The organism is Flavobacterium sp. GSB-24 (genome assembly GCF_027924665.1).
Taxonomy (GTDB): Bacteria; Bacteroidota; Bacteroidia; order Flavobacteriales; family Flavobacteriaceae; genus Flavobacterium.
The window spans coordinates 2,496,407-2,519,710 of the sequence record NZ_AP027043.1; the positions used below are offsets into that span (position 1 = coordinate 2,496,407).

The 23,304-nt window shown below is 31.1% G+C and carries 25 protein-coding genes; 4 read left to right on the top strand and 21 right to left on the bottom strand.

The annotated features are described in order from the left end of the window. Positions 1-400: 400 nt before the first annotated feature. The 3 genes from QMG60_RS10930 to QMG60_RS10940 form a co-directional block, all read right to left on the bottom strand. Positions 401-2,704 (bottom strand): type IA DNA topoisomerase, encoded by a 2,304-nt coding sequence (locus QMG60_RS10930; RefSeq protein ID WP_281867845.1) that lies wholly within the window; start codon positions 2,702-2,704, stop codon positions 401-403. 266 nt (positions 2,705-2,970) lie between these two features. Beyond that, on the bottom strand, positions 2,971-3,465 hold the full coding sequence (locus tag QMG60_RS10935; RefSeq protein ID WP_281867846.1) for an SRPBCC domain-containing protein: 495 nt from the start codon (positions 3,463-3,465) through the stop codon (positions 2,971-2,973). 50 nt (positions 3,466-3,515) lie between these two features. After that, positions 3,516-3,992 (bottom strand): DUF3592 domain-containing protein, encoded by a 477-nt coding sequence (locus tag QMG60_RS10940; RefSeq protein WP_281867847.1) that lies wholly within the window; start codon positions 3,990-3,992, stop codon positions 3,516-3,518. 152 nt (positions 3,993-4,144) lie between these two features. Here QMG60_RS10940 and QMG60_RS10945 point away from each other — a divergent pair, with 152 nt between their 5' ends. Continuing rightward, positions 4,145-4,474, top strand: a complete 330-nt coding sequence (locus QMG60_RS10945) for a hypothetical protein (RefSeq protein WP_281867848.1) — start codon at positions 4,145-4,147, stop codon at positions 4,472-4,474. An 86-nt stretch (positions 4,475-4,560) separates the two neighbouring features. Here QMG60_RS10945 and QMG60_RS10950 read toward each other — a convergent pair whose 3' ends face one another. From QMG60_RS10950 to QMG60_RS10960, 3 genes are all read right to left on the bottom strand, one after another. Beyond that, a complete protein-coding gene (locus tag QMG60_RS10950) occupies positions 4,561-4,824 on the bottom strand; it encodes a hypothetical protein (protein ID WP_281867849.1) in 264 nt (87 codons plus the stop codon). A gap of 37 nt (positions 4,825-4,861) precedes the next feature. After that, complete coding sequence (locus QMG60_RS10955) at positions 4,862-6,028, bottom strand: PD-(D/E)XK nuclease family protein (RefSeq protein ID WP_281867850.1); 1,167 nt, start codon at positions 6,026-6,028, stop codon at positions 4,862-4,864. A gap of 99 nt (positions 6,029-6,127) precedes the next feature. Further along, complete coding sequence (locus QMG60_RS10960) at positions 6,128-8,578, bottom strand: ATP-binding protein (RefSeq protein ID WP_281867851.1); 2,451 nt, start codon at positions 8,576-8,578, stop codon at positions 6,128-6,130. Between the two features lie 324 nt (positions 8,579-8,902). Here QMG60_RS10960 and prfA point away from each other — a divergent pair, with 324 nt between their 5' ends. After that, complete coding sequence (gene prfA / locus QMG60_RS10965) at positions 8,903-9,979, top strand: peptide chain release factor 1 (RefSeq protein ID WP_113678025.1); 1,077 nt, start codon at positions 8,903-8,905, stop codon at positions 9,977-9,979. Between the two features lie 559 nt (positions 9,980-10,538). Here prfA and QMG60_RS10970 read toward each other — a convergent pair. The 11 genes from QMG60_RS10970 to QMG60_RS11020 form a co-directional block, all read right to left on the bottom strand. Continuing rightward, entirely contained in the window at positions 10,539-10,937 is a 399-nt protein-coding gene (locus QMG60_RS10970) for a hypothetical protein (protein ID WP_057118999.1), read from the bottom strand. Positions 10,938-10,972: 35 nt separating this feature from the next. Continuing rightward, positions 10,973-11,332 (bottom strand): hypothetical protein, encoded by a 360-nt coding sequence (locus QMG60_RS10975; protein WP_134140755.1) that lies wholly within the window; start codon positions 11,330-11,332, stop codon positions 10,973-10,975. Positions 11,333-11,381: 49 nt separating this feature from the next. Further along, entirely contained in the window at positions 11,382-11,666 is a 285-nt protein-coding gene (locus QMG60_RS10980) for a YtxH domain-containing protein (RefSeq protein ID WP_057118996.1), read from the bottom strand. Positions 11,667-11,718: 52 nt separating this feature from the next. Then, on the bottom strand, positions 11,719-11,871 hold the full coding sequence (locus tag QMG60_RS10985) for a lmo0937 family membrane protein (protein ID WP_109192514.1): 153 nt from the start codon (positions 11,869-11,871) through the stop codon (positions 11,719-11,721). A gap of 34 nt (positions 11,872-11,905) precedes the next feature. After that, positions 11,906-12,553, bottom strand: a complete 648-nt coding sequence (locus tag QMG60_RS10990; protein WP_057118993.1) for a porin family protein — start codon at positions 12,551-12,553, stop codon at positions 11,906-11,908. A gap of 38 nt (positions 12,554-12,591) precedes the next feature. Beyond that, positions 12,592-13,161, bottom strand: coding sequence for a DUF4142 domain-containing protein (locus tag QMG60_RS10995; RefSeq protein WP_057118990.1), 570 nt, complete (start codon positions 13,159-13,161; stop codon positions 12,592-12,594). 327 nt (positions 13,162-13,488) lie between these two features. After that, positions 13,489-15,273 carry a CHASE3 domain-containing protein gene (locus QMG60_RS11000; RefSeq protein WP_057118988.1) on the bottom strand — a complete coding sequence of 595 codons (1,785 nt, stop codon included), beginning with the start codon at positions 15,271-15,273 and terminating at the stop codon, positions 13,489-13,491. A gap of 12 nt (positions 15,274-15,285) precedes the next feature. Further along, positions 15,286-15,735 carry a response regulator gene (locus QMG60_RS11005; RefSeq protein ID WP_057118985.1) on the bottom strand — a complete coding sequence of 150 codons (450 nt, stop codon included), beginning with the start codon at positions 15,733-15,735 and terminating at the stop codon, positions 15,286-15,288. Between the two features lie 21 nt (positions 15,736-15,756). Next, the gene (locus tag QMG60_RS11010) at positions 15,757-16,308 is read right to left on the bottom strand and encodes an AraC family transcriptional regulator (RefSeq protein ID WP_057118982.1); all 552 of its coding nucleotides are present in this window, start codon (positions 16,306-16,308) and stop codon (positions 15,757-15,759) included. 157 nt (positions 16,309-16,465) lie between these two features. After that, positions 16,466-16,651: a CsbD family protein gene (locus tag QMG60_RS11015; RefSeq protein ID WP_057118980.1), complete on the bottom strand. Its 186-nt coding sequence runs from the start codon at positions 16,649-16,651 to the stop codon at positions 16,466-16,468. A gap of 207 nt (positions 16,652-16,858) precedes the next feature. Further along, a complete protein-coding gene (locus QMG60_RS11020; protein ID WP_281867852.1) occupies positions 16,859-17,332 on the bottom strand; it encodes a DNA starvation/stationary phase protection protein in 474 nt (157 codons plus the stop codon). A 156-nt stretch (positions 17,333-17,488) separates the two neighbouring features. On the opposite strand from QMG60_RS11020, the gene pyrF reads away from it, so the two are divergent. Together pyrF and QMG60_RS11030 are read left to right on the top strand one after the other, a co-directional pair. Then, the gene (pyrF, locus tag QMG60_RS11025) at positions 17,489-18,316 is read left to right on the top strand and encodes an orotidine-5'-phosphate decarboxylase (RefSeq protein WP_281867853.1); all 828 of its coding nucleotides are present in this window, start codon (positions 17,489-17,491) and stop codon (positions 18,314-18,316) included. Positions 18,317-18,476: 160 nt separating this feature from the next. Further along, a complete protein-coding gene (locus QMG60_RS11030) occupies positions 18,477-19,277 on the top strand; it encodes a helical backbone metal receptor (protein WP_281867854.1) in 801 nt (266 codons plus the stop codon). 663 nt (positions 19,278-19,940) lie between these two features. Here the strand turns inward: QMG60_RS11030 and purU are convergent. The 4 genes from purU to QMG60_RS11050 all read right to left on the bottom strand — a co-directional run bounded on the left by purU (position 19,941) and on the right by QMG60_RS11050 (position 23,199). After that, the gene (gene purU, locus QMG60_RS11035) at positions 19,941-20,795 is read right to left on the bottom strand and encodes a formyltetrahydrofolate deformylase (RefSeq protein ID WP_057118972.1); all 855 of its coding nucleotides are present in this window, start codon (positions 20,793-20,795) and stop codon (positions 19,941-19,943) included. Between the two features lie 101 nt (positions 20,796-20,896). Continuing rightward, the gene (locus tag QMG60_RS11040) at positions 20,897-21,616 is read right to left on the bottom strand and encodes a DUF4197 domain-containing protein (protein WP_134140762.1); all 720 of its coding nucleotides are present in this window, start codon (positions 21,614-21,616) and stop codon (positions 20,897-20,899) included. 176 nt (positions 21,617-21,792) lie between these two features. Then, positions 21,793-22,260 (bottom strand): DUF2004 domain-containing protein, encoded by a 468-nt coding sequence (locus tag QMG60_RS11045; RefSeq protein ID WP_281867855.1) that lies wholly within the window; start codon positions 22,258-22,260, stop codon positions 21,793-21,795. Positions 22,261-22,329: 69 nt separating this feature from the next. Further along, the gene (locus tag QMG60_RS11050; protein WP_281867856.1) at positions 22,330-23,199 is read right to left on the bottom strand and encodes a hypothetical protein; all 870 of its coding nucleotides are present in this window, start codon (positions 23,197-23,199) and stop codon (positions 22,330-22,332) included. Between the last annotated feature and the right edge of the window lie 105 nt (positions 23,200-23,304).

Consider the following 23,304-nt stretch of genomic DNA (forward strand, 5'->3'; position numbering starts at 1 on the left):
AATTTATAAGGTTTTGATTGTACTAAAGTATGAAAAATTTTGTTGCCACGAATTGCACTAATTTTCACGAATTATTTTTAAAATTGGAATTGTTTACTTGCCACAGATTAAAAGGATTCAAATGATTTTTCTCCCGCATAATTAAAGCGGATTTTAAAGCTGCCACGAATTACACTAATTTTCACGAATTATTTTTAAAATTGGAATTGTTTACTTTGCCACAGATTAAAAGGATTAAAAGTGATTTTTCTCCAGCATATTTTTTGAATTATTAAATCTGTTATTATCAGATTAAATCTGCGTGAAAAAAAAATTAGTGAAAATTAGTGTAATTCGCGGCAAAAAGCACAGTTCAAAAAAAAAATCGTTTTAATCCTTTTAATCTGTGGCTAAAAAAAAATTAAACGCTTTCCTCTAAAATCGAATAAACCAACTCTTTCGTAGGCTTTTGATCTTTTAGTTTAGCTCGAACTTCATCAAAAGTTACTTTAAAATCGCATCCTGATTTGTATGCTGCGCATCCGTAAGCGGTTTTTCCTTTTAAGATTGTTCCTTTTTTACATTTCGGACATATTAGAGAATCTGATGTTGGAGTGGCTGCAGTTTTTGGAGCTGTTTTTTTAGGTTCTAATTTCAGTTTATAATTTTCTTCAAAACGAATTAAACCTTCAACCGTTCCAGCCTCGGTTTTAAATCCTTTTATATTCACAGTTGAACCTTTTTGAATCAATCGTAAATACTGACTTTCGGTTATTTTTTTATCGGCAAAAACATAAGGAAGCACAAAATCACAGCCCGATTTATATTCGCTGCAGCCAAAAGCCGATTTTCCTTTTATGAAATTTCCTTTTTGGCATTTCGGACAGGTTTCGGCTAAAATCCCTGCTGCTTTCTTTTTTTCTGCTTTTACAACTGGTTTTTGCACCGTGGCAGCATGCGAAATATTGGCGTGTTTTGTTTCACTTCTTACTTCATAAACCAAAGCTTCAACCATGCGTTTCATGTTTTTTATAAACGCTGAGGCTGTAAAAGTTCCTTTTTCAATATCTTTCAGCTGTTTTTCCCAAGAACCCGTAAGTTCAGCCGATTTGATCAATTCATTCTGAATCGTATCAATCAACTGGATTCCAGTTACAGTTGGTAAAACCTGTTTTTTATTGCGGACAATATATTGACGCTTAAAAAGCGTTTCGATAATATTCGCACGCGTTGACGGACGACCGATTCCGTTTTCTTTCATCAATTCGCGTAAATCTTCGTCATCGACTTGTTTTCCTGCCGTTTCCATGGCACGCAGTAAAGTTGCTTCGGTAAAATGATTGGGCGGTTTGGTTTCTTTTTGAAGGAAAGAAGGTTCGTGCGGACCTTTTTCGCCCACAACAAAACTCGGCAGTAAATCGGGTTCTTTTTCTTTCGCATTCGGATCTTCAAAAACCACACGGAAACCTTTTTTCAAGATTTCTTTTCCAGTGGCTTTAAAAGTCACATCCGCAGCTTTTCCGATAACTGTGGTATTTGCAACTAAACAATCATCATAAAAAACAGCAATAAAACGTTTGGTGATAATATCATAAACCTGCTGCTGATTGTATGGCAGATTAATTTCAATTCCCGTTGGAATAATCGCGTGGTGGTCGGTTACTTTTTTATCGTTAAAAACCTTTGGCGATTTTTTAATTTTCTTTCCTAAAAGCGGTTCTGTTAAAGGTGCATAATGCGTTAGTTTTTGCAGAATACCAGGGACTTTCGGGTAAATGTCTCCCGGAAGAAAAGTCGTATCAACCCTCGGATACGTTATGGCTTTCTGCTCATACAAAGTCTGCGCAATTTTAAGCGTTTCCTCTGCCGAAAATCCGAATTTCTGATTGCAGTAAACTTGTAAACCAGTTAAGTCGAATAACTTGGGCGCGTATTCATTTCCGTTTTTTTTGTCAACAGAAACAATTTCAAAATCACTTTCTTTGACTTTTTCAGCCAGAACTTCACCGTCTTCCTTGTTTAGAAAACGACCTTCTTCATAGCTGAAAAGCGTTTCTCTGTATAAAGTCTGTAATTCCCAATACGGCTGCGGTTTGAAGTTTTCGATTTCTTTGAATCTTTCCACAACCATTGCCAATGTTGGTGTCTGCACGCGCCCGATAGACAAAACTTGTTTGTAACCGCCGTGTTTTACGGTATACAAACGCGTGGCATTCATTCCCAGAAGCCAGTCGCCAATCGCTCTGGAGAATCCGGCATAAAATAAATTATCGTAGTTTTCAGAAGGTTTTAAGTTGTCGAAACCTTCTTTTATGGCTTCGGTTGTAAGTGACGAAATCCAAAGACGTTTTATTTCGCCTTTATAATTTGCTTCATTCATTACCCAGCGCTGAATCAATTCTCCTTCCTGCCCGGCATCCCCGCAGTTGATAACCAATTCGGCTTTGTCGAAAAGACTTTTAATGATTTTAAACTGTTTTTGGATTCCTGAATTCTGAACCACTTTGGTTTCAAATTTTTCAGGAAGCATTGGTAAATTGTTCAAATCCCAGCTTTTCCAGTGTGGTTTGTAATCGTTGGGTTCTTTTAAGGTGCATAAATGTCCAAAAGTGTAGGTTACGGCATAACCGTTTCCTTCATAATAGCCGTCGTGTTTGGTATTGGCGCCCAAAACGGATGCGATTTCTCGTGCTACACTTGGTTTCTCAGCAATACAGACCTTCATTCTTTCTTTTCTTATTGAAGAGCGAAGTTAGGATTTTTTTTTGGTTTGCCACAAAGGCGCGAAGGCGCTAAGTTTTATGATTTATGTTTGTTTTCAAAGACTGCCAAAAAAAGGCAATTTAAAATTAGAAATTTTAAAAGTAGAAGAGGAGGTTTAATATCCGTTTTCCTTTTAAGTCAGCAGCATCCTAAAAAGAGATTTCTTTTTGGGATGTTTTTTTATAATTTTTCCGATTCACAAAAATCAATTTTGAAATACTATTCAGCTTAATTATTTATCATCGGATTCAAATTCTCATCTTTATTGCGTAAATCCAAACCACCTTCGTAAACCGATTTAAGATTGATGAGATAAAAATGCCAGCCGTTTGAACAGCCCAGTCTAATATATTGTTTCGAAGAATCATCTGTTGGAATATTATGATGACGAAGTTCTACTATCGTGTAATCATTACTTTCGCTCAATTTTACATCTACAAGGCAATCTCCCTCAAATGTAAACTGCAGTTGGTCTTTTCCGTTTGCAGCAGTTATTTTTCCTTTCATTGTGTCATCATACAGATACCAAAGCCATTCATACGTATTGCCTTCAGAAACGTTTTGGTCCTTACTTATCAGCTCTTGATTACTATCAAAAAAAGATACTTTTTCGAGAAACCATTTTTCAAGTTCCTCAGCCTTTGTCCAGGCGTTATAAATGTCACTGATTTTAGCTTTAACGGCTATTTTTTTTGTGAAAGAGGTCCAGTCGAAATTTTCCATGGTCTAAGTTTTTTATTGTTTATAACTAAATTTTAATTTATAAAAGTATTTTAAAATATAGTATTAAGACCCAGCAAATTTCCAACAGAAATATAGGTAAAGACCAAACCCACAATGACTAACATGATTAAACCAAATCCATTGGAGTTATCTTTTAAAATAAATTTTTCTGGACTCTCTGAATTGTAAATTATTTTTACGGTTTTATTGATATTTCCTCGAAACGACCTAACTTTATCTAAATCCAGTGAGGTGTGAAAAGAAGGTTTTCCTGTAATTATCTTTTCTTCAATAGTTTGAAACTCAATAATTGGTGTTTTATATCCTTCTGTATCTGATTCATAAGAGACAATTTTCCCATTAATTTCTATTCCATTTCTCCTAATATTATTTAATTGTAATATGTTATTAGCTGTATAGGCTAATGCAGTTATACCGAGAATTAAGAAACAAATTACAGGTTTGTAAAACATAAAGAAGACAAAAAAGACAACATATATTATCCCATACTTTTTGCTAAAATCCATTTTTATGACTATTTTTTTTGTGAAAGATTTCCCAGTCGAAATTTCCCATGGTTAAGTTTTTTCTAATATCAGTTGTATACGACCGATTGTATACAATCATGTAAAAATAATCTATTATTTCTAGTTTTGTTTTGAAATAAAAATAGAGAATCATGGAAACACAAAATAAAGAAAGAGCCGAAGAATTATTAGAATTAATAAATAAAGGAAGATATTTCACCAAATTAAAACCAGTACCTAAAGAAGCCAACTCGTTTACCATACCGCTAAAAGTATCTTCTCATAACGAATTAAATCTAATGGTTTCAGATTTGCTAAAAGCAAGTATTATTCTGCTTAATCCAGATGCAAACGGTTTGTCAAGTTTTACAAAAGACAATAATGTCAATGTAATGACTTTGCTTGAAATCGCCTTGCAGTTATTGCCAGAAGATGAAATGGAGTTGTTGGATGATTTGCATAAATTTCATTTGATGAGTTAATGCGATTTGTTTTGGCTACATAGAGAAATAGAGAGAGACTTGCTAACGACAGTGAACGAAAGAACATTTTTTGATTATCTCATTTATTATTTTCTTTTAAGTTTATCCGAAAGTAATCCTAAAACCTCTGCGGCCATACCAAATAATGTTCCTATTATAATTGATTTCCCTATAATTTTGAATTGAAAACCATTACCCATAATTAAATAAATTATCACAATAATAAATCCAATGATTAAACCTAATGTCAAGCCTCCCCAAATGGCGTTTTTTCTCTTCCAAAAAATAAGTAATCCAGCTATTGATATTATTGCTAGAATTCTCCAAATACCTAAATCATTTATGTTCATTTTTTTTAATTCTTCATTTTACGTTAGATAAAAATAGTTACATTTCTAAACCTTTTGTTTTTGATAAAATATTTTCTATTTCTGTTTTAAAAATATTTTTCATTTCACCATTTTTAATTGCTATCATAGCATCTTTGTTCCAAGAGTTATATTTAGAGAAATCATTCCAGACCCAGTTTTTATTATTCCCTTTAAATTTTCCTTTTAATATTTCCAATGTTTCATCTTTTCTATTGTCGCGATTAATATATGTCAGTCCAATAATTGAATTTCTCAATCCGCGTGCTTCAAATTCCAAAGCTATTTTGAAAAAATTCCATTCTGGATTTGTAATTTGAAAACCTGCCCAAGATGTATTAACTCTGTCGTATTCGTCAGACTCATTAACGAGATTAAATTCTTTACATAAGTCATTTAACTGTGGTAATAGAATTTTATTGATCAAATGATTTTTGACATCATTTAATCTTTCTCCAATTGTGAACGTCGCTTCAATATTCTCACTTTGACTTAAAAGCTCAATGATTTCATTATTCATCTTAGAAAGGGAAGTATTATTTGTTAAAAATTTTAGGTGATTGATGTATTGTATTAAGGTTTCTCTTATAACTGGATTTTTCGCGGAAATTTCAACACACCTTTCCAGCCAGCTTATTATAGTATGACTATACGAAACTGTTGTATAATTAGAGTCTTGCGCACTATTATCAGAGGCATCATCTCCAAATAATGTTAGGTAGAAGAGTTTATAATCCTCGAAATTATTCTTAGCATATGTTTCGTATCTCTTTAATTGATCTTTTTGATCATTAGCATAAATTTTATTTTCGATTACAAGACATTGATCATTGTTTTTAATTAGAATGTCTATTCTTCCTAACTCTCCAATTGAAAATTCGGGAATTACTTTTATGTTATTAAGAGAAAAGTGATAATCTTCAGATAATAAATTTTCTTTTTTTAAAATTTTTAGAAACGCTATGAAAAATTTATTGCCGAAATTATGAGATGAATTATTACTTAAAAGCTCTGTTAAAATTGCCGAATGCGTTACTTCGTAATGATTAACTCCACAAATTCTAAAGATATTAAATCTTTCTTCTGATGATAGGACAGAAATCTCTTTTTGATATTTATTAAGGATTTTTATTTTCTCTAATAATTGTAGCATTTTCTTTTTATTATAATATTGATTTGTAAGCATTGAGTACATGAGCGGGACACATGCGCCAGCAGGGGATCGTCTTGCTTATGTATTTTTTTGGTTTTGTACATTTGGAATACTCACATTACCAGAAATAAACTATAATTTTAGTTTCCATCCTTTGTCAACTAATTGATCTTTAATATATTTTTTTGGATCTTCATAATATTTTTCACCAATTATTTTTTCTTCTAATTCCTTTTTTAAACTTAATAATTTATAATTATCTGGGTCAGATTTCAACCCGAAAGAACAAATTTCTAAAGCCTTTTTATTATCACGAATATTATTTCGATAATTTATAGCATTATTAAATGCAGCTATAGAATTAGAATGGATTTGCGAAGATGTTAGTTCTTCATTTCGATGGTAAGATTTTTCGAAATATTCATTTGCTATTTTTGCTAGTTCAATTCGTGTTTGTTTACTTGATGTAAAACTTGTTTTGGTTGCTTTATATGTATATGCTTGTGCTAGTCCTAAGCAAACTCTTTGGTCTTTATCATCTAATTGATAAGCTTTCAAAAAATAAGCTATACTATTGTTTACGATTTCTTTAGCATTTTTTGGCTTACCAAATCTGCTTTTAAATTCTAAATAACCAAGTTCAATATAGGCTTCTAAAAAGGTGTCATCAATTTCTGTAGCTAATTTAAATTCTTTTTTTGATCTCTCATATGAATCGCTATAAATACCGTTTTCTTCTATTTTTCCCTTTATTAAATATAGAAAAGCAAAGTTTTTATTGTTTTCAATTAGTTCAGCTATATTTTCAATTGCTGTATCATAATCATAGTTAGCTAATGTGAGTGTTTTTAGAGCTTCCTGGGCTGCAACTTTTTGAATTAAATTTTTTGCTTTGGAACGATGAATTAAATTTAATATTGAAATATCTTTTGAATTAAATTTATTTTTCTCAATTAAAAAATTCTCGTAATTAGCTAAAATATTTGATTCATTATCAAGATTTAAATACTGTTTGGAATATAATTTTGCTAAAAATGGAATTGAGTATCCAATATTTGCAGTTGAGTCTAATTTTTGATAACAGAGAGACATTTTAGTTAAATTAGGTATGCCTTCAATTCCAATTTCGTCTGACGTAAAATTACTTATATATACCAAATCGTCTAGATTTAAAAATTCCTCTTTTTCTGGAAGTGAAAATATGTACAATAAAGTTTTTTCAACGGTGCTTAATTTATCTATTGACCCTTTGAAGCAAAAATTTAAGATGCTTTCGTAAGATTTTCCATTTTTAATGTTATTAATAACATTTTCTATAGGAGTTCCATTTGCAATTTGATGGCATATTAATTGACCAGCAAGTGGCATTCCTTTAGTGTAATCATATAATTCATCAATTTTATTATTAAATAACTCAGTAAATTCAGGTTTGTCTTTTCCTGTAAATATTTTAAATTGGGAATTTAAAAATTTTGGAAATTCACTATCTTTTTCAAAACCATGAAGGTTAATTCGAGTTAGGTAAAAATCGCCTAGTGTTTCTCTTGTGGTTAATATTATTTTTAATGAAGCAGGCGAATTTTCCAAAAATTCAACTAACTGTGAATCATTAAGAGTTTCAAGATTGTCTATAATCAATAAAACTTTATTTTTAGATAAAAAGTCAGCAACATATTCTTCAATTTCTAAATCTTGTTCAAATTCCCATTCATCTAAAAGATTATTTTTGCTGATGAAATCATATATTTCAAGTATTAATTCTTTGTAACTTGCAATAAATTCAGTTAAATCTTTTATTCCATTTGGTGTATATTTGTTTCTTTTAGAACTTGTCCAAATGATAAAATCAAATTGTCTATTTTCTTGATTTTTTAATAACTGAGATGCATAATAGTGTACAAATGTTGTTTTACCGATGCCTCCAATACCATCAATTTGAATTATTCTATTATTAGCATGACTAATTTTATTTTCAAGATCAGTTAAATATTCTGTTCTTCCAATAAATTCATTGTATAATAGTGGCTGTGTAGTTATATTTTCAATAATATTAAAGTTTACACTTTTTTGTTTATAGAACAAACTATCAGCTTTAATTGATCGACTACCACGCCTACAATAAACATCACCCTTTCTGAATGTTGTAATATTTTTATCTGATTTATTTCCCCAACTTTTTTTTACATATTGCCCATCTCTTTTAAATGAAAGAATTTGTTGCTTTGTTGGTTCTACATAGATGACAAAGAAATAATTAGATTCAATTTCAACTGTATTTGAATAAATGTTAATTTCTCCATCAATATAATTGTCAAAAATATTTGAAAGATTGGCATCATCTATTTTATCGTCACTTCTTTCATCAAGTCCAATCCATTCTGAATCGTTGTTGACTCCATAAATTATGTATCCGCCTTTTGAATTAGCAAAAGAAAGAATATCTTTAACAAATTCAACCTTATCTTTAGTCTCTTTTATAGAGAAAACTTCTTTAAAATCTAAATCTGTGAATTCAGAATTTATTTTATAATTTTTGATTTTAAGAATCTGTTGTTCTGAAATTTTTTCTAAATGTTCAAGCATATTTTAGGTTCTATAATATGAAATGGTAATTTTTTAATCTCGATATTTATTATTTAATCTTTCAAACATAATTTCTTTAAAATAAAATTCCTTACGGAAAACCGTAAACAAGTCTATGTTTCCTTATTAAATTATTTTTTTGTGCTAAATATTATCTGTATAAATAACAAACATCGCATAAAATTCAAATTCCCCACCAAGTAAAAACCCCTGTTTTTCAAAAACAAAAACATTCAAAATTCTCCTCAAAAAACACAAAAAATCAACACTAGAATAATCAATAAATATTTCGTAATTTTGCAGTCCAATAAAAGGAATTAGAAAATGTTAGATAGACTTCAATATGTAAAGCAGCGTTTTGATGAGATTTCGGATTTGATTATTCAGCCGGATGTTATTGCTGATCAAAAGCGTTATGTGCAACTCAACCAAGAATATAAAAGCATAAAAGCTTTGGTTGAAAAGAGAGAAGAATACATTCTTGTTTTAGCCAATATTGACGAAGCAAACGAAATTATTGCTGACGGAAGCGATGCAGATATGGTTGAAATGGCCAAAATGCAGTTGGATGAAGCAAAAGAACGTTTACCGCAGCTAGAGGAGGAAATCAAATTTATGTTGATTCCTAAAGATCCTGAAGATGCTAAAAATGTTATGGTGGAGATCCGCGCCGGAACGGGTGGGGACGAAGCGAGTATTTTTGCTGGGGATTTGTTTAGAATGTATACTAAATATTGTGAAGCACAAGGATGGAGAACATCTGTTGTGGATATGAACGAAGGTACTTCTGGAGGTTTCAAAGAGGTTATTTTTGAGGTTTCGGGAGAGGATGTTTACGGTACTTTGAAGTTTGAAGCGGGTGTTCACCGTGTACAGCGTGTGCCGCAGACTGAAACGCAGGGTCGTGTGCATACATCGGCAGCTACTGTTATGGTTTTACCAGAAGCAGAGGAGTTTGATGTGCAGATCGATATGAACGATGTTCGTGTAGATTTCTTCTGTTCGTCTGGACCTGGAGGACAATCGGTAAATACTACGAAATCGGCTGTACGTTTAACGCACATTCCAACAGGATTGGTGGCACAATGTCAGGATCAGAAATCGCAGCATAAAAATAAAGATAAAGCGTTAACAGTTTTACGTTCTCGTTTATATGAAATGGAATTGGCAAAGAAAGAAGCTGAAGATGCTACAAAACGTACTTCTCAGGTAAGTTCTGGTGACCGTTCTGCTAAAATTCGTACCTATAACTATGCTCAAGGTCGTGTAACCGATCACAGAGTTGGTTTGACTCTTTACGACTTAGGAAACATTATGAATGGTGATATTCAGAAAATTGTTGCCGAGCTTCAATTGGTTAACAATATGGAGAAATTGAAAGAGGCGTCAGAAGTTTTTTAAACTGAGGTGCTGAGATTCTAAGATGCTAAGGTTCTAAGGTTCTAGGTTCTAAGGTTTTTAATCTTAGGTTCAAAGTTGCAGAGGTTCAGAGGTTTTTTCTTGAACTTATATATAAAATTTAAGCCGAACTTTGTTCGGCTTTTTTATTTTGAAGTTTAATAAATTTTAAATTTATTCAATTTTTTTGTTTTGAATATTGTCACCGTTTTTTTCGTTGGCTCATTCTATAAAGTAAAAGAGACTGCTTACTAATGTAAACAGTCTCTTTTGTTAAGGTTGAGATTTAAATTTCTATTATTTATAAAGACTTTACAAAATTTCGATAATCGAAATAAAAAACCTTAATAACTTAGAATCTTAGCACCTCAGAACCTCTAAAAATATAGTGAAGGTCTTATCTTCATCAACCGCTTTCCCCAATAAGCGTATGATGAAAGTTAGATACCTAGAAATACTCTCGTATATTCAAAACATTTATATAGATTAGAGTAAACGTATACACCATTTTTTAATACTATTTCGCTTAACTTTTCCATAATATAAAATTTAAGTTTGACAATTACTCTCTGGATGGTTCATATTGTGATGATTCTTCTTCTGAAGTTTCACTTGAAAATTCGTCTGATTCGTGATCGTGATGTGGTTTAGAAACCAGATTGGTTACGATAAGCTGTACAAGTGATCCCAATACTCCTTTGAACATTGAATCGCCTTTTCCGACGATGAATCTTTTTGCCAGATATCCAATTCCAATACTAATTGCAGACTGTGCCATGTGACTTTTAAAACCAACTGTTTCGTTAATTTCTTCAACAGTATTTCTAATTAAATTGATTGGTTTCAAATTCTCTTTGACATCCTCGATATGATCTTTGATGGCGCACCATTCTGAATCTTGACGGACTTCTAATTCTTGAATTTTTTGATTTAATTGATCAATAGTGTATATAGCCTCCATAGATTAGTCTTTTATAATTATTAATTAATTAAATCTTAATTCTTTGTTTCTTTTAAAATACTTGAAATAATAGTATTTCCAATAGGTGTTTTTATCAATTTATGATGTGATTTTACAATAACAACAGCAACAATTAAGTAAAAAAGTGCCATGATAAAAAATCCATAATAATATTCTCCAAGCAGTTGTCCAACCCATAAACTAATCCCTATATTAAGGAACAAAGTAAAAAATGCAACAACAATCCCGATTGCTATCTTAGATGCTAACGATGAAACACCGTCGGCAACTGAACATACTGTTTTTAGTTTTAATAATTCTAAACTTGTTTTAGCATAGTTTTCAGCTTTTTCATATAGATTTAAGTTCTCGTTTGTTGTTGCATTTGGTTCCATGATATAGGGTTTTATGGTTTGAAAAATTCACTTATTAATAGCTATTATATTAATAGTTTGTTTTTACAGTTTTAGCTTCATCTTTGATAGAATTGAAATCATCTTTCACTTGATTAAGTTTAGATTTTCCTTCTTCGATAATATCTTTACCGTTTGAAGTAATTGTGCTTACAATACCATCAAATTTTGTTTTAAGGTTATCTCCGTAATCTTTCGATTTATCTTTGATTTTTTTTCTTGTATTTGAACCTTTATCTGGTGCAAACAATACTCCTATAAACGCTCCCGCCGCTGCGGCTCCTAAAATTCCTAAAATTGTGCTACTAGTTTTCATAATAATTGATTTAATGGATTAATATTTAAAATTTGTTGATTTAATATTTAATTTAAATTTCTCGACCTTTAATAAGTCTTAGCAGTACTGCGATAATGGCAATAACTAACAGAATGTGAATAATACTTCCGAAACTGTAAACAAAGAACCCTAAAGCCCAAAGAATTACCAGAATCACTGCGATTGTATATAATAAATTTGACATGGCTTTTTATTTTAGTGGTTTATAATTAGTTCTCTTAATTTAACTTATACGAAAGGTATAATGTCAAATTGCTGTTTTTTGCATCTGGAATTGTGTAAGTTGTTCCTGCAACAGTTCTTTCTTTACCTACAGTTGTTAAACCATAATTGTAACGAACTCCAATGCTGATAGGATCAAAATCAACTCCAACACCTGCAGCAATACCTGCATCAAATTTGTTTAAATCATCTCTGTCAATTTCTTGGTCAAAATCAAAAGATCCGTCTCCTGTTACTTTAGAACTTACTAAGTAAGAAGCATAACCACCCGCATGTACATTAAAGTTTTTTGTAATATTTACTCTAACTAAAAGCGGAAGTTCAATATAATTTAATTTGAATTTTGTATTCCCGCTTGCAAAAGCATTGTTGTATTCAAATTCAGCACCTTTTGTAGTAAACAAAAGCTCTGGCTGAATCGCTACAAAATCTGAAATAGGAAGTGTAGCATAAACCCCGGCGTTAAAACCGTATAAAATATTATTGTCATCTACATCGTCTCCACTGCCATATAGGTTAGACATGTTGAATCCTCCTTTTACACCGAACTCGGTATTTACATTATTGTCTTGAGCGTGCAGCATTCCAAATGAAGCTGATAAAAAAAGTGTTAAGGCGCATAAAAAATTTGTTTGCATTTTCATAGTTAAAAAATTTAGTTAATTGATAGATAAATAGGCTCTTATACGTTTTGTATTGTTATTCTTTCGGTTTCCCTTAAGAGTTTATATTGTTCAGGTAAATACCTTGATACTAATTCTAGAATTTCTTTATCTTTTGTTTCTCTAGATATAGTTTCAAATAACTTAATCTGGCCGCTTAAAGCATCTTTCATTGCGCTTAAATAAACATCGTTAAATTCACTGCCATTTGCATCTATGAGGTTGTACAGGTCTCTTTTGTGTGTGGCATTAATTTCAGTAATAACAATGAGCTTTAATGTTGCCATTTTTGTTATTTCGCCCAGGATTTGATTTTCATGAATTTCTATTCTCTTACTCAATTCCTGAACTATGGTGTCTGAACTTTTTTGTTGTGCAATTTGACTTTTAGAAATAATTGACTTACTAGCATTCGCCGTTGAAATAAAGAAATAAGCTTCTGTTTCTTCTCTTTCTGTTATTGCTAAAGCTTGGTTCTTAAAAGTGTTTTCTATCGGATTTATTTTTCTGCAAGACGTGATGCATAATAATAGTACCAGTAAGAAAAACACTTTAAAAATTGAAGCTTTTAAGGGGGATTTTGCTTTCATTATCACTTCTTAAAGTATTACATTACAAAGATGCTAACGAATGAAACATTTTACTTTACAGCATAAAAAAGAAACTTTATATAATTCCCATAGTAGAATTATTTTTATAGTTTAACCTTTAAAATTCAGGTGATTAGTTGGGTTTGGTAGAACGCAAAAAAAAAAAGAAATCACAGAATTTTCTATGATTTCTTTTTTTATTTTAATTAAAACCGTTGATTTTTTTTCTTACAATTGTATAATTGCGCAACCAGTTTTTGAGATTAGGTTTTTGCAACTGTTAATTGCCCTATATAATTGTATAAGAAAACTGAAAATTTTATATTTTTAGTCTGGAAGAAAAACAGTAAAAACAGATCCTTCGCCTATAGTGCTGTCGGCAATAATGTGTCCTTTATGGTTCTCTACAATTTTTTTACAGATGGCTAACCCGATTCCAGTTCCAGGATAATCTGTTTTAGAATGCAGACGTTGAAAAAGAATAAAAATCGTTTCTTTAAACTGCGGATCAAATCCCATTCCGTTGTCTGTAAAAGATATTTTATGAAATTTCTTTACAGATTGTTCCAGTATTTCAGGATAATCAGATGAGCTTACTTTTTCGCTTGAAATAGAAATTACAGGTTCAACATTTGGTCGGCTGTACTTTAATGAGTTTCCAATTAAATTAATAAACAATTGTTCTATCTGATAAGGAATTACAGCCAGCTTAGGAAGTTTATTACTTTGAATAACTGCTTTCTTTTCTTCAATAATTTCAGCCAATTCAGATTCGGCATTATCCAGCAGTTCATTCAAATTCATTTTAATAAACTCCTTTTTGGTTGTATTCGTTCTCGAAAATAAAAGTAGATCGTCAATTAAAACGCGCATTCTTTTTGCTGAGCTTTCGATTTTATAAATATAATTTTTAGCACTTTCAGACATTATATCCTTATCAGCATCAGAAACTCTAGAAATAAAAGTTTGGATTTTTCGAAGCGGTTCCTGTAAGTCGTGACTTGCCACATGATTAAAAGAAGCCAGTTCTTTATTGCTTTTTTCTAATTCTTTATTTCGTTCTTGAAGTTCTATATTTAATAAATGTTCATCAGTAATATCAAAATTAATTCCCAGTAAAATTTTACTTCCTTGCTGGTCAGTTACAATTTTACCGGTTGTCTTGAAGTAGCGAACCTCATAATCTGATCGAACAATTTTATAATACACAAACGGAAGCTGTTTTTTATCAACAACTCCATCCATATATTTAGCAAATGTTTCTTTGTCGTCTGGATGAACAAATTTTAAAAGTGTTGCTTTATTTGGTACAAAAGATTTTGGTTCAAAACCTAACAAACGATATTGATTGTCTGAATAATCAATTTTATCGGCATCCAAATCCCATTGCCAAGTACTGAAATTACCAATGCTTTCAGATTCTGCAATCAGTCCATTTGAGATAAGAAGTCTTTTGTTGAAAATCTTTAGGCGTTGAAAATCTCGGCTGATTTGTCGGTAAGCCAGTAAAATGAAACTCAATGCAGCTAAAAATAAGGAAATCGAAAAAAGAGGACTTAATGAAATTTCTGAATCGTAAATTTTAAGTCTTTTTTTTAGAAAAGTCTTTTCGATATCATTCATTTCATCTACTTTAAAACGAATGTTTTCCATCAAGATTCTTCCGCCAAACATATGATTATCTAATTTTCTTTTATCGTATGTTTTAGGATCGCTGTATTTTAAACAGTTTTCAAAAGAAACAAATCGCTGCGTGATGAGTTTAAAAAGTTTTTGAAGATTGCGCTGTTGCTGCGGATTATCGGCAGTTAGTTTTTTTAAAGTGATAAAAGAAGTATTCACTTTATCGCGCGAATAAATGTAAGGGGTTAAAAAACGGGCATTGCGAGTGATGATATACCCTCGCTGGCCCGTTTCTGCATCTTTAATAGCCGACATTAAACGCTCTAGCTGGATGTTAATTTCGTAAGTATGCATAACCAATTTACTTGATTCGTTCAAGTCTTGATTATGTTTGTAAGCAATTGAAGAAAGAAATAACAGGATGAAAACTGCGATTACAAAAATAACTCTCAAAGAGTTTGAAGAATTAAAATTTGGTATCCACTTCATTATAGTATGCTCTTATTTTAGTCGCAGCAAGAAATTATCACGGTTTAAACCTGAAGTATGATAATGCCAGTTTACGGTCACGACTTCATTAATTATTTTTTTAAGCGTATTGAAATCGCTCGGTTTTTTAATGTAAATATTTGCGCCTTGAATAAATGTATCTTCGATATCTTCTTCAGAAGAAGATGTTGAGTAAATAGCAATGATTATATCTTTTAGACGATCTGTTTTTTTGATTTCAATTAAACATTCTTTACCTGTTTTTTTCGGCATGTTCAAATCTAGAAACAAAATATCTGGAAGTTTATTGTCTGTGTTCATTAAATGATCCATCAGCTGCATTCCGTCATGAACGAAACTTACATTCGTTTGTATTTTGATTTCCTCAAAAGCATCTTTAAAAAAAAGACGGTCATCTTCATCATCATCAGCTAGTAAAATGTGTAATGCGTTTTTCTGCATTTGATCGTGGTATTTGGGTTTTTATTTTAAATTTTCTCTTCGTTTCTTAATAATTCTCTGAAAAGCAGATGGAGTAATTCCAGTTGTGTTTTTAAACTGCGTACTCAAGTGCGCAACACTGGAGTAATTTAGTAAAAAAGCTATTTCTGTCAAACTCATTTCGTTGATAATTATCAACTGTTTTGCTCTTTCGATTTTTTGTAAAATAATAAAGTTTTCAATAGAAGAATATGTCACTTCTGAGAAAACATTTGATAAATAGCCGTAACTATGATTTAGCTTCTCTGCTAAAAACACAGAACTTTTATAATTATTACTGTCATCCATAAAAACAAGCTCGATAATCGCGTCTTTTATTTTTTGGACTAATACACTTTTTTGATTTTCAACTACTTCAAAACCGCACGGAGTTAATTTATTTTTTAAATTCTCTAATGCTTCGGCATCAAGATTATCTTCAATCTCAATTTCTCCAAATCCCAGAGTTGTAAAATTAATATTATTTTGTTCCAGGTTTTGTTTTAAATAAAGAGAGCAAATCGTGTTAATGTCAAACTTTATAAATAGTTTCATTTTATGGAAATTTGGTTAAAGATACTTAATTTATTTGGTGTTTTTGCGTAAAAATAACTTAGAATTACAAGTTGAATGCATTTTAAAATAAAATTTTCAAAAAAATACCGTCTAATATTTTTTACTAGACGGTATTTCCTGATTGAGTTGCAAGGATTTACAAATCAGACAGCATTTGATGGAATTCTTCTTTCGTTTTTCCTAATTTTTGCTGAAGTCTTCCGTACATTTCGTCTTCTTTTCCTTCAGCAAACATCAAATCGTCATCTGTTAATTCAGCATATTTTTGCTTTAATTTTCCTTTTAACTCATTCCAGTTTCCTTTTATCTCGGTAGTATTCATGGTGTCTTTTGTTTGAAATTATTAATAATGTAAAGTTGCAACTTCTAAAAGAGGTTTGCGTTACATTAATTTTTAAGACTGTTGTATAATTTTCATCCCAATTTAATAATTTGAATAACTTAAATTTTAATTACAACTAGAATTAAAAATTAAAAAAATTAAAAATTAAAAATTAAAAAATTAGAATTAACAATTAACAATTAACAATTAAACCTGATACCTCCTCAAGATCCAAGCCATTTTTTCGTGCTCTTGCAAAAGTCCCGTTACAAAATCTGCAGAACCTGCATCATTTGTTTCATTTTCAAAAACGGGAATATAATCTCTAAATTCTGTTACCAGCTGCTCGTGGTTTTCTAAAAGTTCAGATAACATATGTTTTTGAGAGGCATATTCTTTTGGTGATTCCTTTATAGTAGAATTTTCAATAAACTCTTTCATAGTACCAATTGTTTTTTCTCCAAGCTGGCTGATGCGTTCTGCAACTTCATCAATGTTAGCTTCTAGGATTCGGTACTGATCTTCAAACAACTTATGTAATTCCATGAAGCTGTTTCCAGAAATGTTCCAGTGAAATTTTCTAGTTTTTACATACAGTGTCATTTCGTTTGATAAAATCGTGGCTAATATAGTGGCGCTTTTTTTTAAATTTTTAGGTGATATTCCGATATTTGGGCTCATACTTGTATGTATTAAAAGGTTTCTTCCAAAGATACTTTTCCAGAACTTGTTTTTTCTTACACAATTTTTGCGAGATGTTACAGGAATTCAATGTCGTAGCTAATTTGGTAAACCAATTATATTATTTGTAATTTTGCCGCACTAGCAAAATACAATATGACTACACAACAACTACACGAACAAATTCTTCAGAAAAAATCATTTTTATGCGTTGGTTTAGATCCAGACCTAGCAAAATTACCGCAGCATTTATTAGAAACAGAAGATCCTATTTTTGAATTTAATAAAGCGATAATCGATGCTACACACGATTTAACTGTTGGTTATAAGCCAAATACAGCATTTTTTGAAGCATACGGAATAAAAGGATGGATGTCTTTGCAGAAAACAATTAATTACATCAACGAAAATTATCCTGAAATATTTACGATCGCCGATGCAAAACGCGGAGATATCGGGAATACTTCAAGTATGTATGCAAAAGCTTTTTTTGAAGATTTAAATTTTGATAGTGTAACCGTTGCGCCATATATGGGAAAAGATTCTGTTGAACCTTTTTTGGCTTTCGAAAACAAGCACACTATAATGTTAGCTTTAACATCAAATGAAGGTGCTTTCGATTTTCAGACTTTAACCACAAACGGAAAAGAATTGTACAAACAAGTTTTGGAAACTTCTAAAACGTGGAAAAACAGCGAAAACTTAATGTATGTTGTAGGCGCAACAAAAGCAGAATATTTTACAGAAATTAGAAAAATTGTTCCAGACAGCTTTTTACTAGTTCCTGGAATTGGCGCTCAAGGCGGAAGTTTGTCAGAAGTTTGCAAATACGGAATGAATGATAAAATTGGTCTTTTGGTAAATTCTGCAAGAGCAATTATTTACGCTTCAAACGGAACTGACTTTGCTCAAAAGGCTAGGGAAGAAGCTTTGAAAGTACAGCAGGAAATGGAAGGGATTATTAATACAAAGTTTCAGGTTTAAGGTTTCAAGTTTATTACTTTGAACATAATTTTATCGCAAAGTCGCAACGCTTTATTTACAAAGCTTTGCGAACTTTGTGTTTTATACAAAACCTAGTAAATGTAAAACCTTTGCGTTAAAACCACGATCCAATTAACTTCAAACAAATAAAACTTGAAACATGAAACAACTTAAAGACCAGCTGGGCACTTTACATTCTTTTGAATCAGCTCCCAAGCGTATAATTTCTCTAGTTCCTTCTCAAACCGAATTATTATACGATCTAGGTTTAGAAGATAAAATTATCGGAATTACGAAGTTTTGTGTACATCCGTTTCATTTTAAGTCGACTAAAAAGATTGTTGGTGGGACAAAGAAAATTCACTTCGAGAAAATAAAGCTTTTACAGCCTGATATTATCATTTGCAATAAAGAAGAAAACACAGAAGAAATTGTAAATCAGTTACAGGAAATTTGTCCGGTTTGGGTTACGAATATTGTTTCTATTGACGATAACTTTCAGATGATTTCAGATTTCGGGCAATTGTTCAATTGCAGAACCGAAGCCCAAAAATGGAATGATAAACTGACTTTTGCTTTAAGCGATTTCAAGAATTACGTAAAAGACATCCCGTCTAAAAAAGCAGCTTATTTCATTTGGAAAAATCCATATATGGTTGCTGGAAACGATACTTATATAAATGAATTATTAAAACTGAATCATTTTACAAATATATACGAAGATAAAGGACGTTATCCAGAAATTGAATTAAAGAAGATGCGTTTAGAAGGAGATCCAGATATTGTTTTCCTTTCTTCAGAACCGTATCCTTTTAAAGAAGAAGATGCTTTTGAAATTGGAAGATTTACGCATCACGCTAAAACTATTTTCGTCGACGGCGAAATGTTCTCTTGGCACGGAAGCCGATTATTTAAGGCTTTTGCTTATTTCAAATTACTACACGAAAGGTTGAAGAATTAGCTTTGCATTTTTTGTTGGATCGTGATTTTAACGCAAAGAACGCAAAGATTCTTTTTATGCAAGGTTTATAGAAAACATAAAGTTTACAAAGTTTTGTATTATAGCTTTGCGAACTTTGCGAAAAAACCTTTGCGTTCTTTGCGGTAGAAATTATGCTCAAAGTATAAGTAACCTGTAACGAAAATCTATAAAAAAAGAATGCCGGCATCTCGAAGACGCCGGCATCATTTAACTAACCAAAACCAAAATAATAAATAACCAGTTTATTACATTACAAATGTCCGACATATATCAATCTTATGCTGTTAAGGTTTTGTTATTACTTTGTTGAGCATAAGTTAAGATTTATAAAATCATTGTTTTGAGCTTTCTGCAGCATAGAATAATTTTTAATTATTAAAATATAATAACTATCAAATTTGTTTATTAATTCAGTTGGTTTTGATTTAATATAATGATAAAATATTAGAAATCAGAAAAATACATTTAAAGTAAAATTAACAACTGCTTGTAAAAAGCTGTTTTTCAACCTGCCAAAATACATACAATGAGGTTTTTTGAGGTTGTTTTTAAAAGATGAAGAGTTATTAAAAACATAAAACCCGACAGCGTTATAAACTGTCGGGTTTTTATTTTGTTTTATTAAATCTCAGAATTTCATGCTTAAGAAAAAACTACTGTTTTATTGCTGTAAACCATTGTTTTTCTTTCTGCATGCAATTTAATTGCCCTTGCTAAAACAATTCTTTCTAGATCGCGTCCTTTCATGATAAAATCTTCTACCGAATGAATGTGAGAAACTCTCGCAATATCTTGTTCAATAATCGGACCTTCGTCTAGTTCTTCTGTAACATAGTGACTTGTTGCACCAATAATTTTTACACCGCGTTTAAATGCCGAATGATACGGTTTCGCTCCTGGAAAAGCAGGTAAAAACGAATGATGAATATTGATAATTTTATTTTCGTAAAGCGAAATCAATTTTGGAGTGACAATTTGCATGTAACGGGCCAAAACAATAAAATTGATTTCATATCTTTTTAATAGCTCAATTTGTCTTGCTTCACCTTCTTCTTTATTCTCTTTGGTAAAAGGCACATAGTGAAACGGAATATCAAAACGTTCAGCAATTGACCTTAAATCATTATGATTACTAATGATAAGCGGAATTTCGACATTTAGTTCTCCAGCACTGTAACGTCCTAAAATATCAAATAAACAATGATCATATTTAGAAACAAATAATGCCATTTTAGGTTTTTGCTCCTGGCTGTACAAATCCCAAGACATATTAAATTTGACAGCGAGAGTTTTATCAAAATCTTCTTTTAAACTTTCAATAGTAATTTGCGGATTGGTAAATTCACATTCCAATCGCATAAAAAATACATTTTGCTCTACATCAACATGCTGATCAATATAGGTGATATTTCCTTCTACTTTAGCAATAAAAGTAGTCACAGAGGCGATAATATTCTTTTGATCTCCACAATGAATGAGTATTGTTATTTTTTGCATTTTGGTATTTAATTTTGGTTAGTGACAAGTTGCAAAGGTCCAAAGTTGCAAAGGCTGCTTTGTATCTTTGTGCCTTTGAATCTTTTTAACTTCAGAAAAAATTATTTTCCGTCCTGCATTGCAAATACACTTTTTAATAAAGGAGTTGTTCTTGCACTTATATTATTACGGATTTCTTTTTCTTCTACAGCAATCATTTTAAAAACTCCAGATAAAGCTTGAGTTGTTGTATAGTCAGTCAAATCTGGATTTACTTTTTTAACTAATGGAATCGTGTTGTATTTGTTTATGATTTTTGTCCAAACAACATCAGCGCCTACTTTTTCGAAAGAACTTTTAATCACAGGATTAAATTTTCCATATAAAGCAGAAGTTGTACTTCCTTGCAAATAGCTTGTAGCAGCGCTGTCGTTTCCTAGTAAAATATTTTTAGCGTCTGTAAAAGACATATTTTTTACTGCCGAAACAAATATTGGCGTAGCTTCTTTCACTGCATCTTCTGCAGCACGGTTCAGCATTTTTATTCCTTCATCTGCAAGAGAGCTTAAACCTACTTTTCTTAGAGTAGCATCTACTTTTTGTAATTCTTGCGGCATTAAAATTTTTACAGCTTCATTTTTATAAAAGCCATCTACTGCAGTTAATTTACTTACTTGTAGGGTAATTCCTTTGTTTAAAGCTTCTTTTAGACCCGAAGCAATGTCTACACCACCAACTCCAGGAATCTGGGATGATATTTGAGGTAATTGATTTAAGGTCTGTTGTACCTGCGCACAAGACGTAAGAGAAAATGTAACGGCTAATAATAAAATCTTTTTCATTTGTTGGGGATTATTAAGTTTCAAAAATACTACTTATTCAAAAATAAAGCCATAAAAATATTCTGAGAGGGTAAACAATTTGTTTGATAAATAACAAAGTCTAGTTTTAAGGTTTTTTATTATTTTATAGATCGATTTTTTTGGTTTGGATTCGAAGACGTATAGAGAAATTTGACTTAACAAATAATATCCTGATAACCTAATTTTTCAATTCTTTCATCTAAAAGAAGTATACCAACTCCATTTTCTTCATCCCATGTACAATCAAATGCAAGTCCAATTGATCGACTTGCAAAAATTCCTGCATGAGGAATATTAATACCAACAAAAGTTATGTTTTCAATTAGTTCTTCAAGTGTTTCAATGGCTGGGTAAAAAGCATTAAACTCAAGATGATAACCAAGTTCTTTTCTTTTTTCTTGATAATAATTTAATATTGATGGTAGAATTTTATATTGTATATTTTTCCATTCGGCCATTAAAAAATTATACGACTCATATTGCTGTTTGTCAAATTCTCCAGATTCTTCTCCATTAATAGTTATTGAAATTTCAACTTCTTTATCTAAGAATTGAATCTGAGTATATTTGCACCAAATATAATTGTATTCAAGTTCTCCAAAAATTGGGTCTTTGATAGTCATTTTATAAATTGAATAAATTAAAAAAAAATCACCTTATGAATAATAAGATGATTTTATTAGTATTAAGTTTTAACGATTACTAAAAGCAATTTCTTCTAAAGCTTTTGGATTACTGATGGCTTTATAGACTTCTTGTTTTCGCATATGATCAGTATCACTTGTTCCTGTACTAAGAATAAGTTTTTTAGGAATAATTGGTTTTTCATCGAAAATAGAACTATATAATAAAACGGCCTGCAAAAATCCGCCATCATTTAAAAAATGCAGTGTTTCTCTTCCGAAACGAAGACGATCCTTATTGTCTTTTAGGTATTGGTAACCACTTTTACCATTGTAAGCATCTTTAACTGCGTCACCAATTCTCAATAAACCTGCATTTTTTAAAAATGTTGCCGCTCCCATCGCATTTTTACGTAGTTCGTTATAGTAATTGTTATAGTTGGAGTCTGTGTAAGGTACTGGAGACATTGCTTGGTATACATATATAGCAGCATCTGGACTGTTTTTATGTATTTTTTCAACAATAAATTTTAAATTATTTTTATACTTCTCAGGATCGTTTAATGCAATTGGTGTTGCTTCTTGAAGCACAACATAATCGTAGTAATTTCCATCTTTGTCTATATTAGAAAAATTTTGGTTGGCTTCCGTTTTATTGGTGTAGTAAACTTTGTCAAGAGGAACACCCATTGTCACTAACTGCTGTACATTAATATGCTGCTGATTGGCATTGCATAGTTCTTGAAATAATGTTGAAGTGCTGACAAAATATTCTAATTGGCTGTTGCCCATAAATAAAATACGCGGAGGGCCAACAGCTTTAGGCGCTTTAGGTCTGGGAATATTATGGGCTCCAATAAAACTTTCAGGTGTTTTTGAATTATTGCAGCCAGAAATTAGCATTAATATTGCAGTAAATAGAAAAAAGTATTTTTTCACTGTGATTTAATTAAAAAAAAATTTCGGCAAATCTCTTTTTAAATAAAACCACTTTTAGCCCTTATATGCTTTTAAAGTATCATTTTAAGACAATATTAAAGTGAG

Coding starts and splice junctions, on each gene's coding strand:
- QMG60_RS11015 (WP_057118980.1), bottom strand. CDS start 16,651: ATGAATACTACCGAGATAAAAGGAAACTGGAATGAGTTAAAAGGAAAA.
- prfA (WP_113678025.1), top strand. CDS start 8,903: ATGTTAGATAGACTTCAATATGTAAAGCAGCGTTTTGATGAGATTTCG.
- QMG60_RS10970 (WP_057118999.1), bottom strand. CDS start 10,937: ATGGAGGCTATATACACTATTGATCAATTAAATCAAAAAATTCAAGAA.
- QMG60_RS10985 (WP_109192514.1), bottom strand. CDS start 11,871: ATGTCAAATTTATTATATACAATCGCAGTGATTCTGGTAATTCTTTGG.
- QMG60_RS11030 (WP_281867854.1), top strand. CDS start 18,477: ATGAAACAACTTAAAGACCAGCTGGGCACTTTACATTCTTTTGAATCA.
- QMG60_RS11020 (WP_281867852.1), bottom strand. CDS start 17,332: ATGAGCCCAAATATCGGAATATCACCTAAAAATTTAAAAAAAAGCGCC.
- QMG60_RS11000 (WP_057118988.1), bottom strand. CDS start 15,273: ATGAAGTGGATACCAAATTTTAATTCTTCAAACTCTTTGAGAGTTATT.
- QMG60_RS10960 (WP_281867851.1), bottom strand. CDS start 8,578: ATGCTTGAACATTTAGAAAAAATTTCAGAACAACAGATTCTTAAAATC.
- QMG60_RS10995 (WP_057118990.1), bottom strand. CDS start 13,161: ATGAAAGCAAAATCCCCCTTAAAAGCTTCAATTTTTAAAGTGTTTTTC.
- QMG60_RS11005 (WP_057118985.1), bottom strand. CDS start 15,735: ATGCAGAAAAACGCATTACACATTTTACTAGCTGATGATGATGAAGAT.
- QMG60_RS10955 (WP_281867850.1), bottom strand. CDS start 6,028: ATGCTTACAAATCAATATTATAATAAAAAGAAAATGCTACAATTATTA.
- QMG60_RS10940 (WP_281867847.1), bottom strand. CDS start 3,992: ATGGATTTTAGCAAAAAGTATGGGATAATATATGTTGTCTTTTTTGTC.
- QMG60_RS11010 (WP_057118982.1), bottom strand. CDS start 16,308: ATGAAACTATTTATAAAGTTTGACATTAACACGATTTGCTCTCTTTAT.
- QMG60_RS10990 (WP_057118993.1), bottom strand. CDS start 12,553: ATGAAAATGCAAACAAATTTTTTATGCGCCTTAACACTTTTTTTATCA.
- QMG60_RS10975 (WP_134140755.1), bottom strand. CDS start 11,332: ATGGAACCAAATGCAACAACAAACGAGAACTTAAATCTATATGAAAAA.
- QMG60_RS10945 (WP_281867848.1), top strand. CDS start 4,145: ATGGAAACACAAAATAAAGAAAGAGCCGAAGAATTATTAGAATTAATA.
- purU (WP_057118972.1), bottom strand. CDS start 20,795: ATGCAAAAAATAACAATACTCATTCATTGTGGAGATCAAAAGAATATT.
- QMG60_RS11040 (WP_134140762.1), bottom strand. CDS start 21,616: ATGAAAAAGATTTTATTATTAGCCGTTACATTTTCTCTTACGTCTTGT.
- QMG60_RS11045 (WP_281867855.1), bottom strand. CDS start 22,260: ATGACTATCAAAGACCCAATTTTTGGAGAACTTGAATACAATTATATT.
- pyrF (WP_281867853.1), top strand. CDS start 17,489: ATGACTACACAACAACTACACGAACAAATTCTTCAGAAAAAATCATTT.
- QMG60_RS10930 (WP_281867845.1), bottom strand. CDS start 2,704: ATGAAGGTCTGTATTGCTGAGAAACCAAGTGTAGCACGAGAAATCGCA.
- QMG60_RS10935 (WP_281867846.1), bottom strand. CDS start 3,465: ATGGAAAATTTCGACTGGACCTCTTTCACAAAAAAAATAGCCGTTAAA.
- QMG60_RS10980 (WP_057118996.1), bottom strand. CDS start 11,666: ATGAAAACTAGTAGCACAATTTTAGGAATTTTAGGAGCCGCAGCGGCG.
- QMG60_RS10950 (WP_281867849.1), bottom strand. CDS start 4,824: ATGAACATAAATGATTTAGGTATTTGGAGAATTCTAGCAATAATATCA.